At 62.5% G+C, this 20,254-nt stretch carries 18 protein-coding genes; 7 read left to right on the plus strand and 11 right to left on the minus strand.

Annotated features, from left to right (window positions below; all coding sequences use genetic code 11):
• Positions 1–119: 119 nt before the first annotated feature.
• Entirely contained in the window at positions 120–1,469 is a 1,350-nt protein-coding gene (locus NOX35_RS25695) for a histidine kinase dimerization/phospho-acceptor domain-containing protein (RefSeq protein ID WP_182284984.1), read from the minus strand.
• 5 nt (positions 1,470–1,474) lie between these two features.
• Complete coding sequence (locus NOX35_RS25700; RefSeq protein ID WP_182284985.1) at positions 1,475–2,170, minus strand: response regulator transcription factor; 696 nt, start codon at positions 2,168–2,170, stop codon at positions 1,475–1,477.
• Between the two features lie 155 nt (positions 2,171–2,325).
• Between NOX35_RS25700 and NOX35_RS25705 the strand changes: the two genes are divergently transcribed.
• Genes NOX35_RS25705 through NOX35_RS25715 form a run of 3 tightly spaced genes read left to right on the plus strand, consistent with a single transcriptional unit; the run spans position 2,326 to position 4,321 of the window.
• The gene (locus NOX35_RS25705) at positions 2,326–2,916 is read left to right on the plus strand and encodes a phosphatase PAP2 family protein (RefSeq protein WP_256495187.1); all 591 of its coding nucleotides are present in this window, start codon (positions 2,326–2,328) and stop codon (positions 2,914–2,916) included.
• A gap of 47 nt (positions 2,917–2,963) precedes the next feature.
• Entirely contained in the window at positions 2,964–3,719 is a 756-nt protein-coding gene (locus NOX35_RS25710) for a phosphatase PAP2 family protein (protein WP_256495188.1), read from the plus strand.
• Positions 3,720–3,745: 26 nt separating this feature from the next.
• Positions 3,746–4,321, plus strand: coding sequence for a phosphatase PAP2 family protein (locus tag NOX35_RS25715; RefSeq protein WP_182284988.1), 576 nt, complete (start codon positions 3,746–3,748; stop codon positions 4,319–4,321).
• Between the two features lie 157 nt (positions 4,322–4,478).
• Here the strand turns inward: NOX35_RS25715 and pyk are convergent, their stop codons facing one another.
• The 6 genes from pyk to NOX35_RS25745 all read right to left on the minus strand — a co-directional run bounded on the left by pyk (position 4,479) and on the right by NOX35_RS25745 (position 11,267).
• Positions 4,479–5,915 (minus strand): pyruvate kinase, encoded by a 1,437-nt coding sequence (gene pyk, locus NOX35_RS25720; RefSeq protein WP_182284989.1) that lies wholly within the window; start codon positions 5,913–5,915, stop codon positions 4,479–4,481.
• A 310-nt stretch (positions 5,916–6,225) separates the two neighbouring features.
• Positions 6,226–7,005, minus strand: a complete 780-nt coding sequence (locus tag NOX35_RS25725) for an abortive infection protein (RefSeq protein ID WP_182284990.1) — start codon at positions 7,003–7,005, stop codon at positions 6,226–6,228.
• Positions 7,006–7,027: 22 nt separating this feature from the next.
• Positions 7,028–8,437 (minus strand): aminopeptidase P N-terminal domain-containing protein, encoded by a 1,410-nt coding sequence (locus NOX35_RS25730; RefSeq protein WP_256495189.1) that lies wholly within the window; start codon positions 8,435–8,437, stop codon positions 7,028–7,030.
• A 27-nt stretch (positions 8,438–8,464) separates the two neighbouring features.
• Positions 8,465–9,295, minus strand: coding sequence for a sulfite exporter TauE/SafE family protein (locus NOX35_RS25735; RefSeq protein ID WP_182284992.1), 831 nt, complete (start codon positions 9,293–9,295; stop codon positions 8,465–8,467).
• 172 nt (positions 9,296–9,467) lie between these two features.
• Entirely contained in the window at positions 9,468–10,496 is a 1,029-nt protein-coding gene (locus tag NOX35_RS25740) for a hypothetical protein (RefSeq protein ID WP_256495190.1), read from the minus strand.
• Between the two features lie 3 nt (positions 10,497–10,499).
• On the minus strand, positions 10,500–11,267 hold the full coding sequence (locus NOX35_RS25745; protein WP_256495191.1) for a nucleotidyltransferase family protein: 768 nt from the start codon (positions 11,265–11,267) through the stop codon (positions 10,500–10,502).
• Positions 11,268–11,420: 153 nt separating this feature from the next.
• Here NOX35_RS25745 and tkt point away from each other — a divergent pair, with 153 nt between their 5' ends.
• The 3 genes from tkt to NOX35_RS25760 all read left to right on the plus strand — a co-directional run bounded on the left by tkt (position 11,421) and on the right by NOX35_RS25760 (position 16,324).
• Positions 11,421–13,469 carry a transketolase gene (tkt, locus tag NOX35_RS25750; RefSeq protein WP_182284995.1) on the plus strand — a complete coding sequence of 683 codons (2,049 nt, stop codon included), beginning with the start codon at positions 11,421–11,423 and terminating at the stop codon, positions 13,467–13,469.
• A 142-nt stretch (positions 13,470–13,611) separates the two neighbouring features.
• Positions 13,612–14,610 carry a type I glyceraldehyde-3-phosphate dehydrogenase gene (gene gap, locus NOX35_RS25755; protein ID WP_003060372.1) on the plus strand — a complete coding sequence of 333 codons (999 nt, stop codon included), beginning with the start codon at positions 13,612–13,614 and terminating at the stop codon, positions 14,608–14,610.
• Positions 14,611–14,821: 211 nt separating this feature from the next.
• Positions 14,822–16,324 (plus strand): rhomboid family intramembrane serine protease, encoded by a 1,503-nt coding sequence (locus NOX35_RS25760; protein ID WP_182284996.1) that lies wholly within the window; start codon positions 14,822–14,824, stop codon positions 16,322–16,324.
• Positions 16,325–16,341: 17 nt separating this feature from the next.
• Here NOX35_RS25760 and NOX35_RS25765 read toward each other — a convergent pair whose 3' ends face one another.
• Positions 16,342–17,508 (minus strand): hypothetical protein, encoded by a 1,167-nt coding sequence (locus NOX35_RS25765; RefSeq protein ID WP_256495192.1) that lies wholly within the window; start codon positions 17,506–17,508, stop codon positions 16,342–16,344.
• Positions 17,509–17,977: 469 nt separating this feature from the next.
• On the opposite strand from NOX35_RS25765, the gene NOX35_RS25770 reads away from it, so the two are divergent.
• Positions 17,978–18,394: an OsmC family protein gene (locus NOX35_RS25770; protein ID WP_043004694.1), complete on the plus strand. Its 417-nt coding sequence runs from the start codon at positions 17,978–17,980 to the stop codon at positions 18,392–18,394.
• Between the two features lie 88 nt (positions 18,395–18,482).
• Here the strand turns inward: NOX35_RS25770 and NOX35_RS25775 are convergent, their stop codons facing one another.
• Entirely contained in the window at positions 18,483–19,703 is a 1,221-nt protein-coding gene (locus NOX35_RS25775) for an ISL3 family transposase (protein ID WP_182286442.1), read from the minus strand.
• Between the two features lie 140 nt (positions 19,704–19,843).
• Positions 19,844–20,125 carry a hypothetical protein gene (locus NOX35_RS25780; RefSeq protein WP_003072434.1) on the minus strand — a complete coding sequence of 94 codons (282 nt, stop codon included), beginning with the start codon at positions 20,123–20,125 and terminating at the stop codon, positions 19,844–19,846.
• Positions 20,126–20,254 lie beyond the last annotated feature (129 nt).

Below are 20,254 nucleotides of genomic sequence, written 5' to 3' on the forward strand. Positions count from 1 at the left end.
TTCAAAGTTTTGAGAGGCAACGCCCCCGGCGATGAATCACTGCAGTGCGCCGCACGACAGCTGTGGTCCGGGGAAAGACCAGCGGCCACGCTTCGGTAACCGCTTAGTAACCGGGTATTTTAACCGGCTAGCGGTATTTCCATGCGATAGCAGGTGGTGAAGCCTTGCGGTGCCTCGGCCACCATGAAGCGCCCGCCATGGGCCTGCATGACGCGGCTGACGATTTCATGGCCCAGATGCAGACTGTCCACGGGCGGCACATGGACCGGCGCGGCATCGCGCCTGCCGTCATCGCAGACCTGCACCCAGGCCAGCGCACGGGTCGAATCAAGACCGGCCTGCACCTCGATCTGTGTGCCCGTCGGCGTGTGGCGCACGGCGTTTTCCACCAGGTTGCGCAGGGCTGAGTCGAGCAGCAGCGCATTGCCGCGCACAGGCAGCTCCTGCGGGGCGTCCACGGAGATCATGTCTTCACGCTGCCAGGCATGCTGAGCTTGTGCCGCCGCCACATCGCGCACCACATCGGCCCAGTTCACGGGCTGCAAAGGCGCATCCAGCATGCCGCGTCCAGCCCGGGCCAGGGTCAGCAACTGATCGAGCACATGGCCGGCATGCAGGGCGTCCTGGCCAATGCGCTGCAGCGCGGCCTGCATGACAGCAGTATCGGTCTGCCCCCCCGACTTCAGTGCCTGGGCCTGCAAAGCGATGGAGGCCAGCGGCGTGCGCAGCTCATGGGCCACTTCATTGGCCAGATTGCGCTCGCGCTCCAGTGCCTCCTGCTGGCGGTCGAGCAAGGTGTTGATGGAGCTGACCATGGGCGAGAGCTCGCGCGGCACATGGGCGTCGGACAGGCGCTGGTCGCGGCCCAGATCCAGCGCCTCCACGCGTTGCGTGAGCTGATTGAGAGGACGCATGCCGCGGCGCATGGCCACACCCAGCGCAATCACGATCACGGGCAGCAGCCAGAAGCCCGGCTCTATCATCTGCATGGCGATGTCGTCGGCCAGACTGTCGCGCTCGGCCAGGTCGATCATCACCGTGACCTTGGCTGTTTTGTCGTGGCTCCACTGGGTATAGCTGCGCCAGGCCTTGCGTTCATCCGCGCCAATCGTGGCAAAGCCCTGCTCGATGTCGAAATCCGGCAAAGGCGCCTGTCCGGTGCGCGAGATCAGCAGTCCTTGCGCATTCCAGAGCACCACGCTCAGCGACTCCTGATAATCGTGGGCACGCAGCCCAGGCGGACGCTGCACCGGTGTCGAATCTCGCACAGGAACATCGTCCTGCACATGCCAGTTCAAGGTCAGCGCAGCCACTCCTGCCAGGTGTCCGTCGGTCAGCTCATCGGCCTCGTGCACCCCGGTCTGGTAGCCCCAGATGACAAAGCTGCCCCAGACCAGCGCCAGCGCGCCCAACATCCAGGCCAGCAGATTCAGCTGCAGCGAGCTGCGGCGCATGCCGGTCTGCGGCATGGCCTTCACTCCTGCTCCTGCGGCATGAAGTAGCCCACGCCGCGCATGGTCACAATGATCTTCTGGCCCAGCTTCTTGCGAAGATGATGGACATAGACCTCCACGGCATTGCTATCCACCGTATCGCCCCAGCTGTAGAGATGCTCCTCGATTTGTGGGCGCGACAGCACCCGCCCGCGCGCAAGCAACAAGGCCCAGAGCACGGCAAATTCGCGCGGTGAAACCTCCACCTTCTGCCCCGCCTGCCTGATGGTGCGGGCAGCCGGGTCCACCTCCAGATCCGCATGGCGGATCACCGGCGATGCCTGACCGGCCGCGCGGCGCATCATGGCACGCAAGCGGGCCTCCAGCTCGTCCATGTCAAAAGGTTTGACCAGGTAGTCATCGGCGCCCAGATTGAGCCCCGCGACCCGGTCCTGCACCTGATCGCGTGCCGTGAGGATCAGCACCGGCGTGGCCGGATCCGGCAGTTGCGGCACGCCGGGCCGGCCGGTCTGCTGGCGCAGGCGGCGCACCACCTCGCTGCCATCGCCGTCGGGCAGCCCCAGGTCCAGCAACACGGCATCGAAGCGCTCGGCACTCAGGGCATGCCAGGCCTCGGCCACGCTGGCGCACACGTCCACCGCATAGCCGCGCTGCATGAGATTGGTTCGCAGCCCCGCTGCAATGCCTTCGTTGTCTTCGACCACCAGAATTCGCATGCACGCATTGTGCGCGGCAATCCCCAATCCACTCAACTGGCCGGTCAACGCCGATGCACACCTCCCCTGATCGCGCATGGGCTTGACATCCGCAAGCCAGCATTTCGCCTTAACATCGGCCACCCTCCATTGCCGCAGCCTGCCGCAGCGCCTTCATGTTCTTCTTCGATCCGTTTCTGTTTGCGCTGTTCAATGCCGATGCCCAGACGCACTGGTTCAGCATCCAGCTGGCACGTTCGCTCTCGGCCTGGTTGCCCAATCTCAGCGGCGCTCTGGTCCTGCTGGCCCTGGTGTTCGGCTCACCGGCAACACGTCGCACCATGCTGATGCTGCTGCTGTCCATGGCCACGGCCTGGCTGATCGCCAGACTCATACGCTGGGGCTTCCCGGCTCCGCGCCCATTCCAGCTCAATCTGGGTACGCTATGGATTCAGCATGGCGGACGTGCCGGCTTTCCCAGCCTGCATGCCAGCGGAGCCTTTGCCCTGGCCATGGCCCTCAGCCTGGGCGCAACCCGCCACCGCAAGCCGCTGGTCTGGCTGGCCTGGATAGCCGCCATCGGCATCGCCTGGAGCCGCGTCCATCTGGGGGTGCACTTTGCCTCCGATCTGATGGCCGGCGCGCTGGTAGGCATCAGCGGTGCCCTCATCGTCTGGCATATCGCCTTCCAGCTGCGCCGCCGCCGTCATCTGCGCGTCATGCCGCATCTCAGACGCCTGCGCAGCGCCTGGACGGCCCAGGGCTGAGCATGCTCTTAAGCGCTTGTTAAGAAGCGCTTTCTATCGTGGCGGGCATGAAGTCGTCCGCCCCCTCGATCCCTTACCCTCCTCTTCGCCCAGCCTCCTCTCCAGCCCTTCTGGGCTGGACTGTCATCGCCCTGGCCTGCGTACTGGCCTGGGACATGAGCGCCCTGGACATGCCCATGGCGCACTGGTTTGGCAACCGCCAGGGCTTTGCTCTGCAGAACGACTGGTTCATGGTCAATATTGCCCATGAAGGCGCGCGCAAGCTGGCCTGGATCATCGTGATGGGGCTAAGCCTGGCGATCTGGTGGCCCGTCGGCTGGCTGCGCAACGTGCCTTATCCGCGCCGGATACAGTTGGTGGTGGGTTCATTGATCGCACTCGTCGTCATGACCCTGATAAAACGCATCAGTGTCACCAGTTGCCCTTGGGATCTCAGCGATTTTGGCGGCGTGGGCCACTATGTCTCTCACTGGGCCTGGGGAGTGACAGACGGTGGCGGCGGCCACTGCTTTCCAGCCGGCCACGCCTCGGCGGGTTTTGCCTTCATCAGCGGCTACTTTGCGCTGCGCCACGACCTGCCGCGCGCCGCGCGCCTGTGGCTTGCTGCGGCCCTGGTGGCCGGTTTTGCCCTGGGCCTGGCGCAGCAGATGCGCGGCGCCCACTTCATGAGCCACACCCTGTGGACCGCCTGGCTTTGCTGGACGGCCAGCTGGTTTTGCGATCTGCTGACCACCCGCCGCCTGGCGCGCCAGGCACCGGCGGATACAGCCATGTCTCCCGACGAGCTGCTTGCCCAGGACTGAGCGCAGCACACATGCAAAGGTCATTCATGCTGCTCTTCGATGCCCCCGTATTTCACTTTCTGAATGCCAACACCCAGAGCCCGCTGTGGTGGATTCAAGCCTCGCGCTTTGCCTCCAACTGGTTGCCCGGCCTGTGCGCCCTGCCCGTGATTGCTGCCATGCTGGCGCTTGCCAAGGGCTGGCAGCGCAGCCTGCAACTGGCCTTGCTGTCCATGGCATGTGCCTGGCTGGCCTGCCGTCTGATTCGCTGGGGCCTGCCCATGCCCAGGCCGGCGCAACTGGGCATGGGCATGCAGTGGATAGCACATGGTGTCAGCGCCAGCTTTCCCAGCATGCACGCCGCCGGCGCCTTTGCCCTGGCTCAGGGCATCAACCTGGGAGTGGGCAGACACCAGCGCTGGCTGGTTGTTGTCGCATGGCTTCTCGCCACCAGCGTGGCACTCAGCCGCGTGGTGCTGGGCGTGCATTTCCCGTCGGACGTTCTGGCCGGCATGCTGGTCGGTGCCGCCAGCGCCGTGCTGGTCTGGCGCAGCGCCCTGCAGATTAAACAAGCCCGGCGCCGCCAACGGCTCAAGCGCCGGCTGCAAACCCAGATCGGCTGAGGCACGCTATCAAAACAAAAGCTGCCAGCGCTTTATCCATGAGCACTGGCAGCTTTTTTGATGAGGCATGCGTCAAGTCAGAGGCATCGAGCAAGAGCCGCCTCGCAGCGAAGATGCCGTCCCCCTCGGGGGGAAGCGGCATAGCCGCTCAGGGGGCTTATTCCACCCGGCAGATCTTGAGCATATTGGTACCACCGGGCTGGCCCATGGGTTCGCCGCAGGTGATGGCGTAGACATCGCCGGACTGCACGATGCCGCGGGCCAGCAAGTGGCCCTTGGCCTGGTCCAGCGCCATGTCACGCTCTGCGCTGGTATCCATCAGCAAAGGACGCACGTTGCGATACAGCGCCATCTTGCGCTGCGTGGCCAGCTTGGGCGTCAGGGCGTAGATGGGGATATGGATGCGATGACGGCTCATCCACAGCGCGGTCGAACCGGAGTCCGTCAGCGCCACAATGGCCTTGGCACCCAGGTGATGCGCGGTGAACAGCGCGCCGATGGCGATGGCCTGGTCGGTACGCTTGAACTGGCTGTTGCTGAAATCGGCATCCTTGACGCGGTCTTCGGCCGCTTCCGCAGCGGCGCAGATGGCGGCCATTTCACGCACAGTCTCCAGCGGGTATTTGCCGGCAGCGGTTTCGGCGCTCAGCATCACGGCATCGGTACCGTCCAGCACGGCATTGGCCACGTCGCTCACTTCGGCACGGGTGGGCACGGGGTTGGTGATCATGGACTCCATCATCTGGGTTGCGGTGATCACCACCTTGTCCATGTCGCGCGCCATGCGGATCATCTTCTTTTGCAGCGCGGGCACGGCGGCATTGCCCACTTCCACAGCCAGATCGCCACGGGCAACCATGATGCCGTCGGAGACCTTGAGAATCTCTTCCAGACGCGGAATGGCCTCGGCACGCTCGATCTTGGCGATCAGGCCGGGCCTGTGGCCGTACTGGGCAGCGGCCACATTGCACAGCTGGCGTGCCATTTCCATGTCGGTGGCGTTCTTGGGGAAGCTCACGGCCACGTAGTCGGCCTGGAAGGACATCGCGGTCTTGATGTCTTCCATGTCCTTGGCGGTCAGTGCGGGAGCCGTCAGGCCGCCACCTTGCTTGTTGATGCCCTTGTTGTTGGACAGCTCGCCACCCAGCTTGACGACGGTGTGCACCTCTTCACCACGTACTGCGTCCACGGTCAGCACGATCAGACCGTCGTTGAGCAGCAGCACATCGCCAGCCTTCACGTCACGGGGCAGCTCCTTGTAATCAAGGCCCACGCCGTTGATGTCGCCGAGTTCGGTGCGCGATGCGTCGAGCACAAAGCGCTCGCCTGGCTCGAGCATGACCTTGCCCTCGGCAAACTTGCCGACGCGGATCTTGGGACCCTGCAGGTCGGCCATGATGGCCACTTCGCGGCCCGCACGCTGTGCGGCTTCGCGCACCATGGTGGCACGGTCGATATGGTCCTGCGCCTTGCCATGGCTGAAGTTCAGGCGCACGACGTTCACGCCTTCGCGCACCATTTGTTCAAGCAGTTGCGGATCGCTGGAAGCGGGGCCCAGTGTGGCGACGATCTTGGTAGCACGACTCACTTGCATGAAATGTCTCTCTCGCGATGGAATGTAATCGGGTTTCAATTCTGGCACGAATGCGGTTACATGACTGCATCTTGCACAGCACTGCAGCACCAGGCAAGCGCGTCGCAGAACAGAAAAAACAGTAGCTTCTTGCGCCTACCCATCATTGATATCAGGGTAAATAAAGCTTGAAATGTTTATATTTCAAGCGCTTGCAGCTACTGATTCGGAAGCATAAGAGGGAAACTTGCAGCCGAATCGACAAGCGTTGTGCAGCGCATCAATGGCAGCGTCGAAACAGTTTTGCCCGGCAGGTTCAAATGTGCAGGCCTCAGATCAGCCCGTGGGAGAGCAGATAGGTCACCACATGCGTGAGCATGGCGGCCTCGAGTCCGTAGCGCCAGAGCATGATGCCCGCCAGCAGTCCATAGACGCTTTCACACACCAGCAGCTGCAGTACGACCGGCGCCGGCAGCTCGCCGACCATGGTCCAGCCCAGAAACACCGGAATGCAGCCGGACAGCAGGGCAGCCAGCGCGATGGCCGACCAGCCCAGCCGCCAGTCCGGGCGCTGCCGGGGGCTGCCGAAGGCCTTCCACAACATCCACATCACGCCCGTCAGCATGCCAAGACGCAACAGCAACTCTTCGGTAATCGCGCCGTATAGCAGCTTGGGCCATAGCGGCAGACCGTAGACCGGGTCCACAAAAGACATGCTTTCGGGCCAGAGCACGGCCAACGTCACCAGCCAGGCGGCACCGATCACGCCACCGGCCACGCCGGGCAGGCTCAGCACGCGTACGCCACGCCAGGGCATGCGCCCCTCGGCCAGGGCATGAATCAATGGTGCACTCAAGCCCAGCCTCGGGCCCAGACTGACCCCCAGGCCCACGCTCAGCGCCAGCAGGATGCTCAATCCCGCCGTCGCGGCCCAGCCAACCACAATGTCGGAGCCGCCACTCGCCAGAACGGCCAGCCAGGCCGGCGGCGTCGTCCAGGCCAGCGCCACCACACCCGGCAGACCCAGCAACCAAAGCAGCAAACCCATGCGCGCGACAGACTGTGGCCTGGCAGCTGTGCGATGAGACAGGTGGGCAAAGGTCTGCGGCATGCTGAGCTCCGGTTCAAGCCTCTCAGTCACGCATCAACGCTTCGATCTCGTCGACCTTGACCGGCACGCCGCGAGTGATGAGCTCGCAGCCGGTTTCGGTGACGATGGCATCGTCCTCGATGCGGATACCGATGTTGTGGAACTGTTCGGGCACACCAGGTGCCGGACGCACATAGATGCCCGGCTCTATCGTCGTGACCATGCCGGGGCGCAGGATGCGGCTGGGGCGATTGGCAATGGTTTCACCAGAGATCGGGTCCTTGCGCTCGCTGACCACGCCCAGCTCGCTGGGCTCCACATAGCTGCCGCAGTCATGCACATCCATGCCCAGCCAGTGGCCGGTGCGATGCATGTAGAACTGGAAGTAGGCACGCGACTCGATCACATCCTCGGCCGTGCCGTACTTGGTACGGTCCAGCAGTCCCAGGTCCAGCATGCCCTGGGCCAGCACGGCAACAGTGGCGTCATGCGGGTCGTTGAAGCGCTTGCCGGCCTTGGTGACGGCAATCGCCGCTTCCTGGCTGGCCAGCACCAGCTCATAGAGCGCACGCTGCGCTCCGCTGAACTTGCCGTCGGCCGGGAAGGTGCGCGTGATGTCGCTGGCATAACCATCCAGTTCACAGCCCGCGTCGATGAGCACCAGCTCGCCCGCGCGCACCGGCGCCTTGTCTGCCTGATAGTGCAGCACGCAGGCATTGGCACCGGCGGCCACGATGGAGCCGTAGGCCACGTACTGCGAGCCATGCTGGCGGAACTCGTGCAGCAGCTCGGCGTCCAGATGATATTCACGCACCTCCTCGCCATTGCGGATCATGCGGGCCGAGCGCTGCATGGCACGTACATGGGCCTGGGCACTGATCTGCGCGGCGCGGCGCATGATGTCCTGCTCATGCTCGTCCTTGAGCAGACGCATTTCATCGAGCAGCGCACAGGCGTCGCCCTGCTGTGTGGGACAGAGCACGCCAAAGCGCGAGCGGGCGCGCACCTGGCTGAGCCAGCCTTCGACCTGTTCGGCCAGGCCCTTGTGGGTGGCGAAGGGGAACCAGACACGCTCGCGGTTTTCCAGCAGGCGCGGCAGGCGGGAATTGATTTCATCGCTGGAGCAGGCCTGATCCATGCCCAGCCTGGCCTTGGCCGCCTCGGGGCCCAGGCGGTAGCCGGTCCAGACCTCGCGCTCCAGATCCTTGGGCTGGCAGAACAGCACGCTCTTGCCGTCGCTGGTCAGCACCAGGCAGGCATTGGGCTCACTAAAGCCCGTGAGGTAGTAGAAGTAGCTGTCGTGGCGATACAGATACTCGGTATCGCGGTTGCGATGCAACTCGGGAGCCGTGGGGATGATGGCGACACCGCCGTCGCCCAACTGGGCGGCCAAGCGTGCGCGGCGTTGGGCATATACAGAAGTCATGGGCATATCGTAATGCTGGCCGGGCATCTGTACATCAGCTTACATCTGCGGATGTCAGCTATTGCGCTCCTGCCCCTGTGTCGATCTGAATCCGGTGGTCAGCAGCGCCATCGCATCATCGGGCACCAGGACCTCGGGCTGGCTCGCGCGCCAGCCCGACCAGAGCAGACTTGCGCCCGACAGGATCAGCAGGCCGCAGACCAGCCACTCCACCAGCCTTTTGGGCCAGGCGGGCGGATGTCTGGCACTCCACCAGGTCACGCCCGTGACGACAGGAAAGGCCAGCGCCGTCCAGCCCATGACCGCCCAGTTCAGCTGTCCCTCCACAGCCACCATGGCAGCGCGCAGCAACGAGCAGGAGACAAACATGGCAAACAGGCAGTGGCGCACCAGCATGCGATCCAGCGGCTGACGATAGAGGTGATAGACCATGGGCGGGCCAGGCGTGGCAAACAAGCCACCGAGCAGTCCCGACGACACGCCGGCCACCCACATGGAAACGGGGCCCGAGGGCTGGTCCAACGCCTTCTTCTGCATCAGCAGCAGCATGGCGCACAGCACGATCACCAGGCCCAGCAGCATGCGCAGGCCGTTGAGCGTATTGCCGCTGAGCCAGTGCAGCAGCAGCACACCGCCGACCACGCCCAGCACGCTGCTGATGAGCATGGGCTTGAGCATGGCCCAGTCCGGCTCGAAGCGGTAGGCGCGCATATAGCTGACGCCGTTGATGATGGACAGCAGACAGGCCACATTGGCCGCATCGGCAATATTCATCAGGCCAGTGGCGCCTGCCACGCCGACAAAGATCAGCCCGAACGCGAAGCCCGTGAGGTTCTGGCAGAACGCGGCCAGCCCCACCAGAGCCATGAAGAAAACGATTTGCATGCACTCACCCGATGACGGCCACAAGAGGAACTGTGGATTTGCATCCGGTTGCGCCAGTCAGAAAAGTAAAAAGCATAGCAGATGCTTGCCATGGCAAGCATTCGTGCAATCCACAGGGATACGCCTCAACTCATAGCTTCATGCGCATTGCTGGCATGAGTTCCAAGGCAGTTTATGGAGCAAGTATTTTGATCTGCTGCGCCGACCATTCGACCAGCTCGCCACGCTGCGCATGCCAACCTTGGGGCGCGAAATCCGGCCAGTGGCAAAGCAGCTCGCGGGTTGGCACATCCCAGAGCCAGCACTGCCCTTCGCCCACCACCAGCAAGCGACCGTTCACGCAGTGCAGGTGCCGGGCGCGCGGCAAGCCGGGCATGGGCCAGAGCTGGCCCGCATGGCCTTCCTCGGGCACAGGCGCATGGATATCGAAGATCACTACGCCCGGCGCATGCAGGCAGTCGCCAAACCCATCGTCATCCCAGTTGCCCACGTTCCAGATCGCGACGCGCGAGTCATCCAGCCACACGCAGGGCTGGTCCCAGCCCTCGCCCTGCGCCAGCCGCTTGCGCGAGGGGCCGTCTTCGGACTCCCAGCGGTTGCCATCCAGCCAGGCAGACAGCGACCACACGACGGGAATGCCCACGGGCGCCCAGACCCAGCCGTCGTCCAGCAACCATTGCTGCGCAGGGCTAGGCAGAAGACGACCATGGAAATAGTCCAGATAGTGCGGCTGCTCGAACGCCAGCCCGTCGCGCTCGGTCAGGTTCTCGCCCGTCGCGCAATCCATGGCATCGAGCCGGTTCCACTGCGTGCGGTGAATCAGCACATCGCGACCCTGATGCCGAATAAAGGCGATGGAAAAAGGCACGGTTTTGGGGTGGTAGTCGCCCCCGAAAAGCTGCGCGATGCGCTCACCGGTACGCAAGTTCACCAGCACGCCCCATGTACCGCCATCATTGGCAATCACCGCGTAGTCGCCACTGAGCGCGCAATGTACTTTGAAGCCATGCGGCCAGTGCGGCGTAGGCGGTGTGGGTTCCGGCAAGTCCAGCAGCGCCAGTTGCTGGCTCCGCCCGTTTGGCAGCTTCAGCGCATGCAAGCCACCGTCCCGGGTCAGCAGCAGCAACTGCCCCCAGCCAGCCTGCGCAGTGCAGGCATGGACGATGTGCGGGCCTGGCCAGTCGATGCTGCGTGCGCTCAAGTCTCAGCCCTGGTTGAGCTGGGCCAGTCGCTCGGGCGTGCCCACATCGACCCAGCGACCGCGGTAGAGCGAGGCACCCACCCGGCCTGCCTGCATGGCGCGGCGCAGCAGCGGGGCCAGCGGCTCGCGCAGGCCCTCGGGGTTTCCCGGCTCCACATCGAACCACGGTGCTGCAAACAGCTCGGCTTTCAGCAGCGCAATCGTGCTGTAGGTATAGCGTGGGCGCTCGTCGTCGGCAGGCAGGTCCAGCGCCTTGCCGTCCTCGCTCAGGCCAAAGTCGCCACGCGGATTGTGTGCAGGATTGGGTACCAGCCACAGGTGGGCCAGTTCATCGCTGTGCGCAAACGCCTGGGCAGCCTTCGCCGCAAAGCTGAAATCCGGCGCATAGACATCGCCTGCAGCCAGCCAGAAAACCCGGTCCAGCTGCGGCAGGGCGCGGCTGATGCCTCCAGCGGTTTCAAAGGCTTTCTCGGGCTCCGCCGAATAGGAAAGCAATAATTTCGCACTCGCGCCCCCATCGGGCTGCGGCACAAATTCATCGCCGAAATACCCAGGAATCTGCGCCCCCAGCCAGCCGGTATTGATGACGACTCGCGGCACGCCGGCAGCCAGCAGCGCCTGCATGTGCAGCTGCAACAGCGGCACACCCTGCACCTTGAGCAGCGGCTTGGGCGTGACATCGGTCAGCGGCCGCATGCGCTCGCCCCGGCCTGCGGCCAGCAGCATTGCAGGGGGTTGCACCAGGAGGGAAGCAGCGTTTTCTACAGTCATTGCAATCAGCTTGTCAACATGGTTTGAGGTGCGCAAGACACCTGTTTCTGGGGTTGCACTGTAGAGCATTGACCCGCATCCCGCCTGCGAAAATTGGGCCTCCATTAAAATAATGGGCTTAGCAGAATTACCCCTCCTTTTCGGAGCGCCCTGATGGCCAACACTCAAAATATGGCGAATGCAATCCGTGCACTCGCAATGGATGCCGTTCAACAAGCCAATTCCGGCCACCCCGGTGCCCCCATGGGCATGGCCGACATGGCCGTAGCGCTGTGGAGCCGCCACCTCCAGCACAACCCCGTGAACCCTCACTGGGCCAACCGCGACCGCTTCATTCTGTCGAACGGCCATGGCTCCATGCTGATCTATGCGCTGCTGCACCTGAGCGGCTACGACCTGCCCATCGAAGAGCTGAAGAACTTCCGTCAGCTGCACAGCAAGACTGCAGGCCACCCCGAAGTGGGCATCACCCCCGGCGTGGAAACCACCACCGGCCCTCTGGGCCAGGGCATCACCAATGCCGTGGGTTTTGCACTGGCTGAAAAGCTGCTGGCTGCCGAGTTCAACAAGGACAAGCACGAGATCGTCGACCACCACACTTATGTGTTCCTGGGCGATGGCTGCCTGATGGAAGGCATCTCGCATGAAGCCGCCGCCCTGGCTGGTGCCTGGAAGCTGAACAAGCTGATCGCCCTGTACGACGACAACGGCATTTCCATCGACGGCAAGGTCGCCCCCTGGTTCATCGACAACACGCCCGAGCGTTTTGAAGCCTATGGCTGGAACGTGATCCGCGCCGTGGACGGCCACAACGTGGACGCCCTGGACAAGGCCATCGCCGCTGCCAAGAAGAGCGCCGACAAGCCCACGCTGATCTGCTGCAAGACCCATATCGGCAAGGGCTCGCCCAACCGTCAGGACACGGCCAAGGCCCACGGCGAACCTCTGGGCGCCGAAGAAATCGCACTGACCCGCGCGGCTCTGGGCTGGACTCATGGCCCCTTCGAGATCCCTGCCGAGGTCTACACCGACTGGAACGCCAAGGATCTGGGCACCAAGGCCGAAGCTGCCTGGAACGAAAAGTTCGCAGCCTACACCGCTGCCTTCCCCGAGCAAGCCGCCGAGTTCACCCGCCGCATGGCTGGCGATCTGCCCGCCAACTTCGGTGAAATCGCCGCCAAGATCGCCTCCGACGCCCATGACGCCGGTGCCACCGTGGCCAGCCGCAAGGCCAGCCAGCTGGCCCTGGAAGGCCTGACAGCTGCCCTGCCCGAGCTGCTGGGCGGCTCTGCCGACCTGACCGGCTCCAACCTGACCAACACCAAGTCCACTCCCTCTTTCCGCGTGGATGACAAGGGTGCCGTGGTCAAGACCGAAGAAGGCCAGATCGGCCGCCACATCAACTACGGTGTGCGCGAGTTCGGCATGGCCGCCATCATGAACGGTGTGGCGCTGCACGGCGGCTTCATCCCCTACGGCGGCACCTTCCTGACCTTCTCCGACTACAGCCGCAACGCCATCCGCATGGCCGCCCTGATGAAGCAGCGCGTGATCCATGTGTTCACGCACGACTCCATCGGCCTGGGCGAAGACGGCCCCACCCACCAGTCCATCGAGCACGCAGCCTCCCTGCGCCTGATCCCCGGTCTGGACGTGTGGCGCCCCGCCGACACCACCGAGACCGCCGTGGCATGGACCGTGGCCCTGAGCCAGAAGAACAAGCCCACAGCCATGCTGCTGAGCCGCCAGAACCTGGCTTACTCGCCCAAGAGCGAAGACGCGCTGGACGACATCGCCTGCGGCGCCTACGTGCTCTCCGAGCCCAAGGATGTGGGCCTGAAGGGCAAGAAGGCCCAGGCCGTGATCATCGCCACCGGCTCCGAAGTGCAGCTGGCTCTGGCTGCCCAGAAGCAGCTGGCCGAACGCAAGATCGCCGTGCGCGTGGTCTCCATGCCCAGCACCACGACCTTCGACAAGCAGGATGTGAAGTACAAGAAGGCCGTGCTGCCTGCCGGCCTGCCCCGCATCGCCGTGGAAATGGGCGTGACCGACTTCTGGTGGAAGTACGGCTGCGCCGCCGTGGTCGGCATCGACACCTACGGCGAGTCCGCTCCCGCAGGCGTGCTGTTCAAGCACTTCGGCTTCACCGCCGAGAATGTGGCCGATACCGTGCAGGTCGCCCTGCAGAACGCTGCCAAGTAAGCGAAAAAGGGGCCTCGTGCCCCTTTTTTCCGGCTGAAGTTTGCTTACCCGCAGTTCTCAGCCATCCGGACCAGGCCTCAGGGAGCCGAGTCCGGGCACAATCCGCTCCGGTTTTTCATTACTCACTATCTACGAGGCAACTATGACGATCAAGGTTGGTATCAACGGCTTCGGCCGCATTGGCCGCAACGTGCTGCGTTCCGCAGTGCAAAACTTCTCCGACATCGAAATCGTCGGCATCAACGACCTGCTGGAGCCTGACTACCTGGCTTACATGTTGAAGTACGACAGCGTGCACGGTCGTTTCGACGGTGAAGTTTCTGTCGAAGGCAACACCCTGGTCGTCAACGGCAAGAAGATCCGCCTGACGCAAGAGCGCGACCCCGCCAACCTGAAGTGGAACGAAGTCGGCGCCGACATCGTGATCGAGTCCACCGGCCTGTTCCTGACCAAGGAAACCGCCCAGAAGCACATCGACGCTGGCGCCAAGAAGGTCATCCTGTCCGCTCCTTCCAAGGACGACACCCCCATGTTCGTGTTCGGCGTGAACCACGGCACCTACAAGGGCGAGGCCATCATCTCCAACGCTTCCTGCACCACCAACTGCCTGGCTCCCGTGGCCAAGGTGCTGAACGACAAGTGGGGCATCAAGCGCGGCCTGATGACCACCGTGCACGCAGCGACCGCCACGCAAAAGACCGTGGACGGCCCTTCCAACAAGGACTGGCGCGGCGGCCGCGGCATTCTGGAAAACATCATCCCCTCCAGCACTGGCGCTGCCAAGGCCGTGGGCGTGGTGATCCCCGAGCTGAACAAGAAGCTGACTGGCATGTCCTTCCGCGTGCCAACGTCTGACGTGTCCGTGGTTGACCTGACCGTTGAGCTGAACAGCGAAGCCACCTACGAAGAAATCTGCGCCGAAATGAAGGCCCAGTCCCAAGGCGCTCTGAAGGGCGTGCTGGGTTACACCGAAGACAAGGTCGTCGCCACCGACTTCCGCGGCGAGACCTGCACCTCCGTGTTCGACGCCGAAGCCGGCATCGCCCTGGACAAGACCTTTGTGAAGGTCGTGTCCTGGTACGACAACGAGTGGGGCTACTCCAACAAGTGCCTGGAAATGGTGCGAGTGGTTGCCAAGTAATCTTCGCAGATTACAAGCAAAATCAGGCTCTAGTGCTTATCTGATAAGCACTGGCAGCTATCAAAAAAGCCAGCATGGGACGCCATGCTGGCTTTTTTTCGTCCCACAAGACCGGAGCCAGCCGGAGCATGTCTCGGATACATTTGTAACACGCAGCCACCACCAACGCCCAAGAGCGTGAAGCGCTGCCACTTCCTCAGACAAGGCCGCCATGTTTATTGCAATTCCTCTTGAGAACAAGCCTTCATGGCGCAGCCCGCCCTGGATGACGGTGCTGCTCATCGTCATCAACTGCGTGATCTTCTGGGGCTGGCAGGCGCCCGAGGAACATGCCGTGGAAAAAGCGGCCCAGCAATATGCCCAGACCGCTTTGCCAACGTTGGAACTGCCACCATTCCTGGCCTATCTTGAGGAGCAATCCGCCCAAGGCAGCAAGCGCTTCGACCAGCAAACGCTGCAGGCCGTGCGCAAGCTCTATCAACACAAGGCCTATGCCCAGCTCTATGCGCTGCTGTGGCAGGAAAAGAAATTCCGCCAGCACCTGCTGGACGGCCAGGTCATCACCGCCAGCCACCCACGCCATGCGCAGTGGCAAGCTGCACGGGCCGCCTTCGCGCCCCATGAGCCGAGCGGCAGCTTTACCGAGCGCTGGTCCATGAGCTATGAGCCGAGCGCGGGCTGGCAGCCTCTGCAGGCCTTCACCTCCATCTTTCTGCACGGCAGCACCAGCCATCTGCTGGGCAATATGGTGTTTCTTTTCCTGTTCGGCTTCACGCTGGAGCTCGCCCTGGGCTCCTTCACCTATCTGGCTTTTTACGTGGTCGGCGGTGTGGGGGCATCACTGTTTGCGCTGATGTTCTATGCCGGCATGGGCGGCTACGGCCTGGGGGCCTCGGGCGCGATTTCAGCGCTGATGGCCATGTATGCGGTGATGTACCGCATGCGGCGCATACGCTTTTTCTACATGCTGCTGTTCTACTTCAACTACGCCACCTGGCCGGCCCTGGTCATGCTGCCGGTCTGGATGGGGGTGGAGTTGCTGCAGCACCTGTGGGGCAGCAAGCAGGTGGCCTATATGGCCCACTTTGGCGGCCTGCTGACAGGGGCGGTGCTGATGTGGGTCTATATGCGTTTGCAGACGGTGGAGGCTCCCGTCAACGAAGAGGAACTGGCCAGGGCCGCCGCAAAGCCGCTGGCCGATGCCGTGGCCCGTGCGCAGCACCTTACCGACACCCTGGAGTTCGGCCGTGCTGCGCCAGCCTGGCGGGAGGCCGCGCGGCTGGCCCCCAAGGACCCCGCCATTCTGAAGGCCTGGTTCGAAAGCTCGCGCCATCAACCCGCCAGCGAGGACTTTCATGCTGCGGCACGACGCATCTTCAAGCTGCCGGCCACCACGGACGCCGAACGCCAGCTGCAGCTGGCCAGCTATCGCAGCTATCAGCAGCGCGCACAGCCCGGCATGCGCATGAGCGCCGACACCATGCATGGACTGGTGCGCAGCTTCGTGCGCCTGGGCGCCCTGCCCGAGGCCGAAAAGCTATGCCGCTCCCTGCACAAGCTGGCAGACCATCCCCAATGGCCGGCAAGCCTGCTGCTGCTGGTCAACGGACTGGCCCAGGCCGGACGCGTTCAGGAAGCCAAAGCCTGGCTGCCTGTGCTGCAGCAATCGGCTCCAGAGGAAGCTCTCACGCGCTGGCTGGCACAGCAGCGCTAGCCAACGCCTCGCCGCGCTCAGGTCTTGGCTTCCAGCTCCTGCAGCTCATCACGCAGCACCCACTGCGCCTCCTTGGTGCTCTCGTGCTCGGGAAAGAGCTGCTTCATGCGCATGTAAACGGCCACCCCCTGCATGGGCTGCTCCATGCCCTGCTTGTAGGCGCGCACCACCAACTCCAGCATGAACGGAATCAGGGGGCTGCCGGCAAAGCGCTTCTCAAAATCCTTGGCCAGGATCAACACATACCTGGGCTTGCCGGCCTTCCAGGCCTGCTGTGCCAGCTCGTAGCTGAGCTGGGCCGAGTCAGGCTTGAAGTCCGGCTTGCGCTTGACGCAGCTCACCCAGGCCTCAAGGGCCTCGCTGGCGCGCTGCTGAGCAAGCAGCATGGGAATGAAACGCTGGCCCAGCTCCGCCAGGGCATCCGCGCGTTCGGTCAGCTTGAGCACCCGGAAGTAACGGCGGCAATCGGGCAGGCTCTCATAGTCCTCCCGCTGCCATTCGCGCGCCTGGTTCACAGCCTCGTCCATCTTGTTGTCCTGCACCAGTCTGGCCACCAGCGCATCGCGACGCTTGGCCTCCAGGGCCGCAGGGTCGATCTGCACGGTCGCAGGCCCCTCAGGCGCTTGTACGGGATCGATATCCAGAGCCGCATGGTGCTGGTACATGACATAGCCGATCATGGCCGCCATCACCCAGCTGAAATAAATCATCACAAAGCTCACCAGGGGCAGTACCAATCCGGGTGCCGCAACCTTGAGCAGCATCGCCAGGACCATGGGCGAGCCCTGCTGCAGCAGAAACAGGAAAAAGCACAGCAGCAGATAGGACTTGCCGATACCGAAAATCGTCGCCAGCAGCTCGAACGGATTAACGGCCGAGCTCAGGCTGTTGGTATTGATCAGCACCATCCAGGTAGCAGGAATCAGGAAGGCCACCAACAGATTGGCAACCACGCCCAAGGTCAGGCTGCGGGTCGCCATAAAGCCCACAAATATCCCGAAAACGACGAGCACCCCGAAAAATTTCCAGGGCAGCCATTTCCAGTCTTCATCGACCTGACTGGACCGGAAATCGGAACTATGGGTAATTCCACGAGATGCGAGTGCCGAAACCTTGAATGCATAACGGCTGACTGCCAGCATCAAGCCCAACCCCACAAACAAGATTCCAATCCACCCGAACATCAAGCCATAACTGCATGCCGACAGCAGCAATGCATAGAGCAAAGGCTCGGTCTGCAGAGGAAACAAGAAGAAGCTATTGAGCTTTTGCCAGAACGGAGGGATTTTCCACTCGGAAGAATCACCTTTTTGGTGAACACCATGTATCGAATTCAATGCCTGCTCTCCCACTCTCGGTTTGATGAATCATCTGCAAGCCCGCTTGCAATGACCGAATCCGCTCTGGTATTGCCCGATTTTTCTTTGAAATCGGGTCATTGCGGAATTCTGCGGTAGAAATTCGCCCTGTATCCAAATACCGATAAACAGCTGGCATATTGCTTTTTTCGCTTGCCAGAAACCCCGTAAATGCTTTTGCAGCCAAGCCGGCCTGCGCAACCGCCTTGAACCGTGGACTCAACCGATAACGGATAGGACTGCAAGGATTGCAGGCAGCGCTTAAAGTGGCCCAGGTTTTATGGAGAAGCAGCGAATGATTCACAGCGCACACGCACAAAGCAGCCCCACCCCGTACCGCATCACCCTGACCGATGCCCAAGGCCATGTCTGGCATGCCGATGAACCCGTGAATGATGGCGGCGCCGACTCCGCCCCCAACCCCATGCAGCTGATGCTCTCGGCCCTGGGAGCCTGCACGGCCATCACCCTGCATATGTACGCGGGTCGCAAGCAGTGGCCGCTAAGCCATGTCGATGTGGATCTGCAGCTCAACCCCGATGGCAAGCCCGCGGATGCCAACCAGATCACGCGCAGCATCACCCTGCATGGCGAGCTGGACGACGAGCAGCGCCAGCGCCTGCTGCAGATTGCCAATGCCTGCCCCGTGCACAAGCTGCTGGAAGGCAAGGTTTCCATTCCCACCGCTCTGACCGAAGCCGCGCAGGCATGAAAAAAGCACCTCACGCACTCGCTGTGTAGGCTCGCCTCCTGCCGGAAAGCCAGCTTCATCCTTGGGACTGCCCGGCGATAAAAAAGGTTCATCGCGCATTACCGGGGAAGGCTGCGCGAATCTTCAGAAAGAAATAGTCCTGATCGCGGTAGCCATAAGCCCGGCGCTTGATGACCTTGATGGTGTTGTTGATGCCCTCGACAACACTTGTGTTCAACGGATGCCGGCATCGGGCGATGATCCCGTGCAGGTAGCTTTGCAAGCGCTGAGCAAAGGTGCTCAGTGCTGTAATACCGCTTTGGCGCGCTTGCTCACACCAGTGCTGCCAGGCGCGATGCGCCCAAGCCGGACGACGGTAAAACCACAGCTGTTTTAGCTCATCGCGCAAGACGTATACCGCCATTAATGGCTCATTGGCCGCCAGCAGCTCCTTGAGCTGCACTGCTTGTTGAGCCTGCAGCTTGTTGCGATTGCGCAGTAGCAACCAGCGGCTGGACTTGAGCACCTTGCGCGCCAAGGGCTGTTGGCGCAGCAAGTTGGCCTGATCGACACGCACTCGGTCGATAACCTCCCGGCCATACTTGGCCACGACATGGAACAGGTCATAGACGATCTCGGCGTTGGGGCAGTTGGCCTGGATCTCCAGCTCGTAGGCAGTAGTCATGTCGATAGCAACCGCGCGAATGCGCTGGGCAACGCCAACGGGCAACTGCTCGAAGAACTGGCGGGCCGTCTCGCGTGAGCGCCCTTGCCCCACCCACAGCACCTGCCGGCTGATGGGGTCGACGACGACTGTGGCGTAGCGATGGCCCTTGTGCAACGCAAACTCGTCCATTGCCAAGTACTCGATCCGCTCCCATTGCGGCTGCGCGGTAGTGGCCAGCAATAAGGCCTTGTCGATGGACTTGACCGTGTGCCACCCAAGATCGAAGAAGGCCGCGACTGCCTTGATGCTGCTGCTGCGAAGCAACTGGCTGCACGCCTGTGCCAGACGGTCTGTGACGCGCTGGTAGCGACCGAGCCAGCTGAGTTTCTCCAGGCGCGGGCCACCACAGCTATCGCACCACAGACGCCGACGCGGCACATGCAGCACCACCTTGTACTCGAACAGTGCCAGATCGCGCACGCGCCGTGTCGTGGTCTCATGGACTTGGCTGCACTGCGCACCGCAGCGTTCGCAATGCATGATGCTGGCCTGCGGCTTCAGATAGATCGACACGGTGCGGCTATCGCCCTGGGGCCACTGCACACGTTCAACCTCGTAGCCCTCCCAGCCGCCAAGAGCCTGCAATAACTTCGAGTCCAGCATTTGATTTGTTCTCCGATGTCAGCTTCGCAGCCGTCAGATTACAAAACGAACGGGCTCATCTCCACGGAATTCCTCGATGAACCATAAAAAAAGCCCTGCAGTCACCGGCAGGGCTTTGGTCGCTGTTGTGTGTAACTTGATTACACCGTCACCTCCAGCGCACCCACTTCCACATAGTGTTCGAACTCACGTTTGGCCAGTGATGCGGTTTCGGGCTGCTGGTCCTCGGGGTCGACCCAGGACAGCACATAGCTGGCGATGGCGGTATCGACCTTCATCTCTATGCCCATGGGAATCTGCTCGGACGGACCATCTCCGACACGATGCTCCACCTTGCCTGTGACACGAGCGGCAAAGTGCTCGGGGTACAGCTGGATCTCGACTGCCGAGATCTGGTTGCCTTGAGTGCTGTGTTCGTTCATGTTTATTCCTCCTGCAGTTGTTAGGTCGCTGCGCACGAATTGCGCCACGTGAAAGCCACTGCTAGCGGCCTACGCCTTTAACTTAGCCGACTCCTGGCGGAGTCCTTGTCAGCCTATTGGCTGAATCCT

Source organism: Comamonas sp. C11 (assembly GCF_024496285.1).
Lineage (GTDB): Bacteria > Pseudomonadota > Gammaproteobacteria > Burkholderiales > Burkholderiaceae_C > Comamonas > Comamonas testosteroni_F.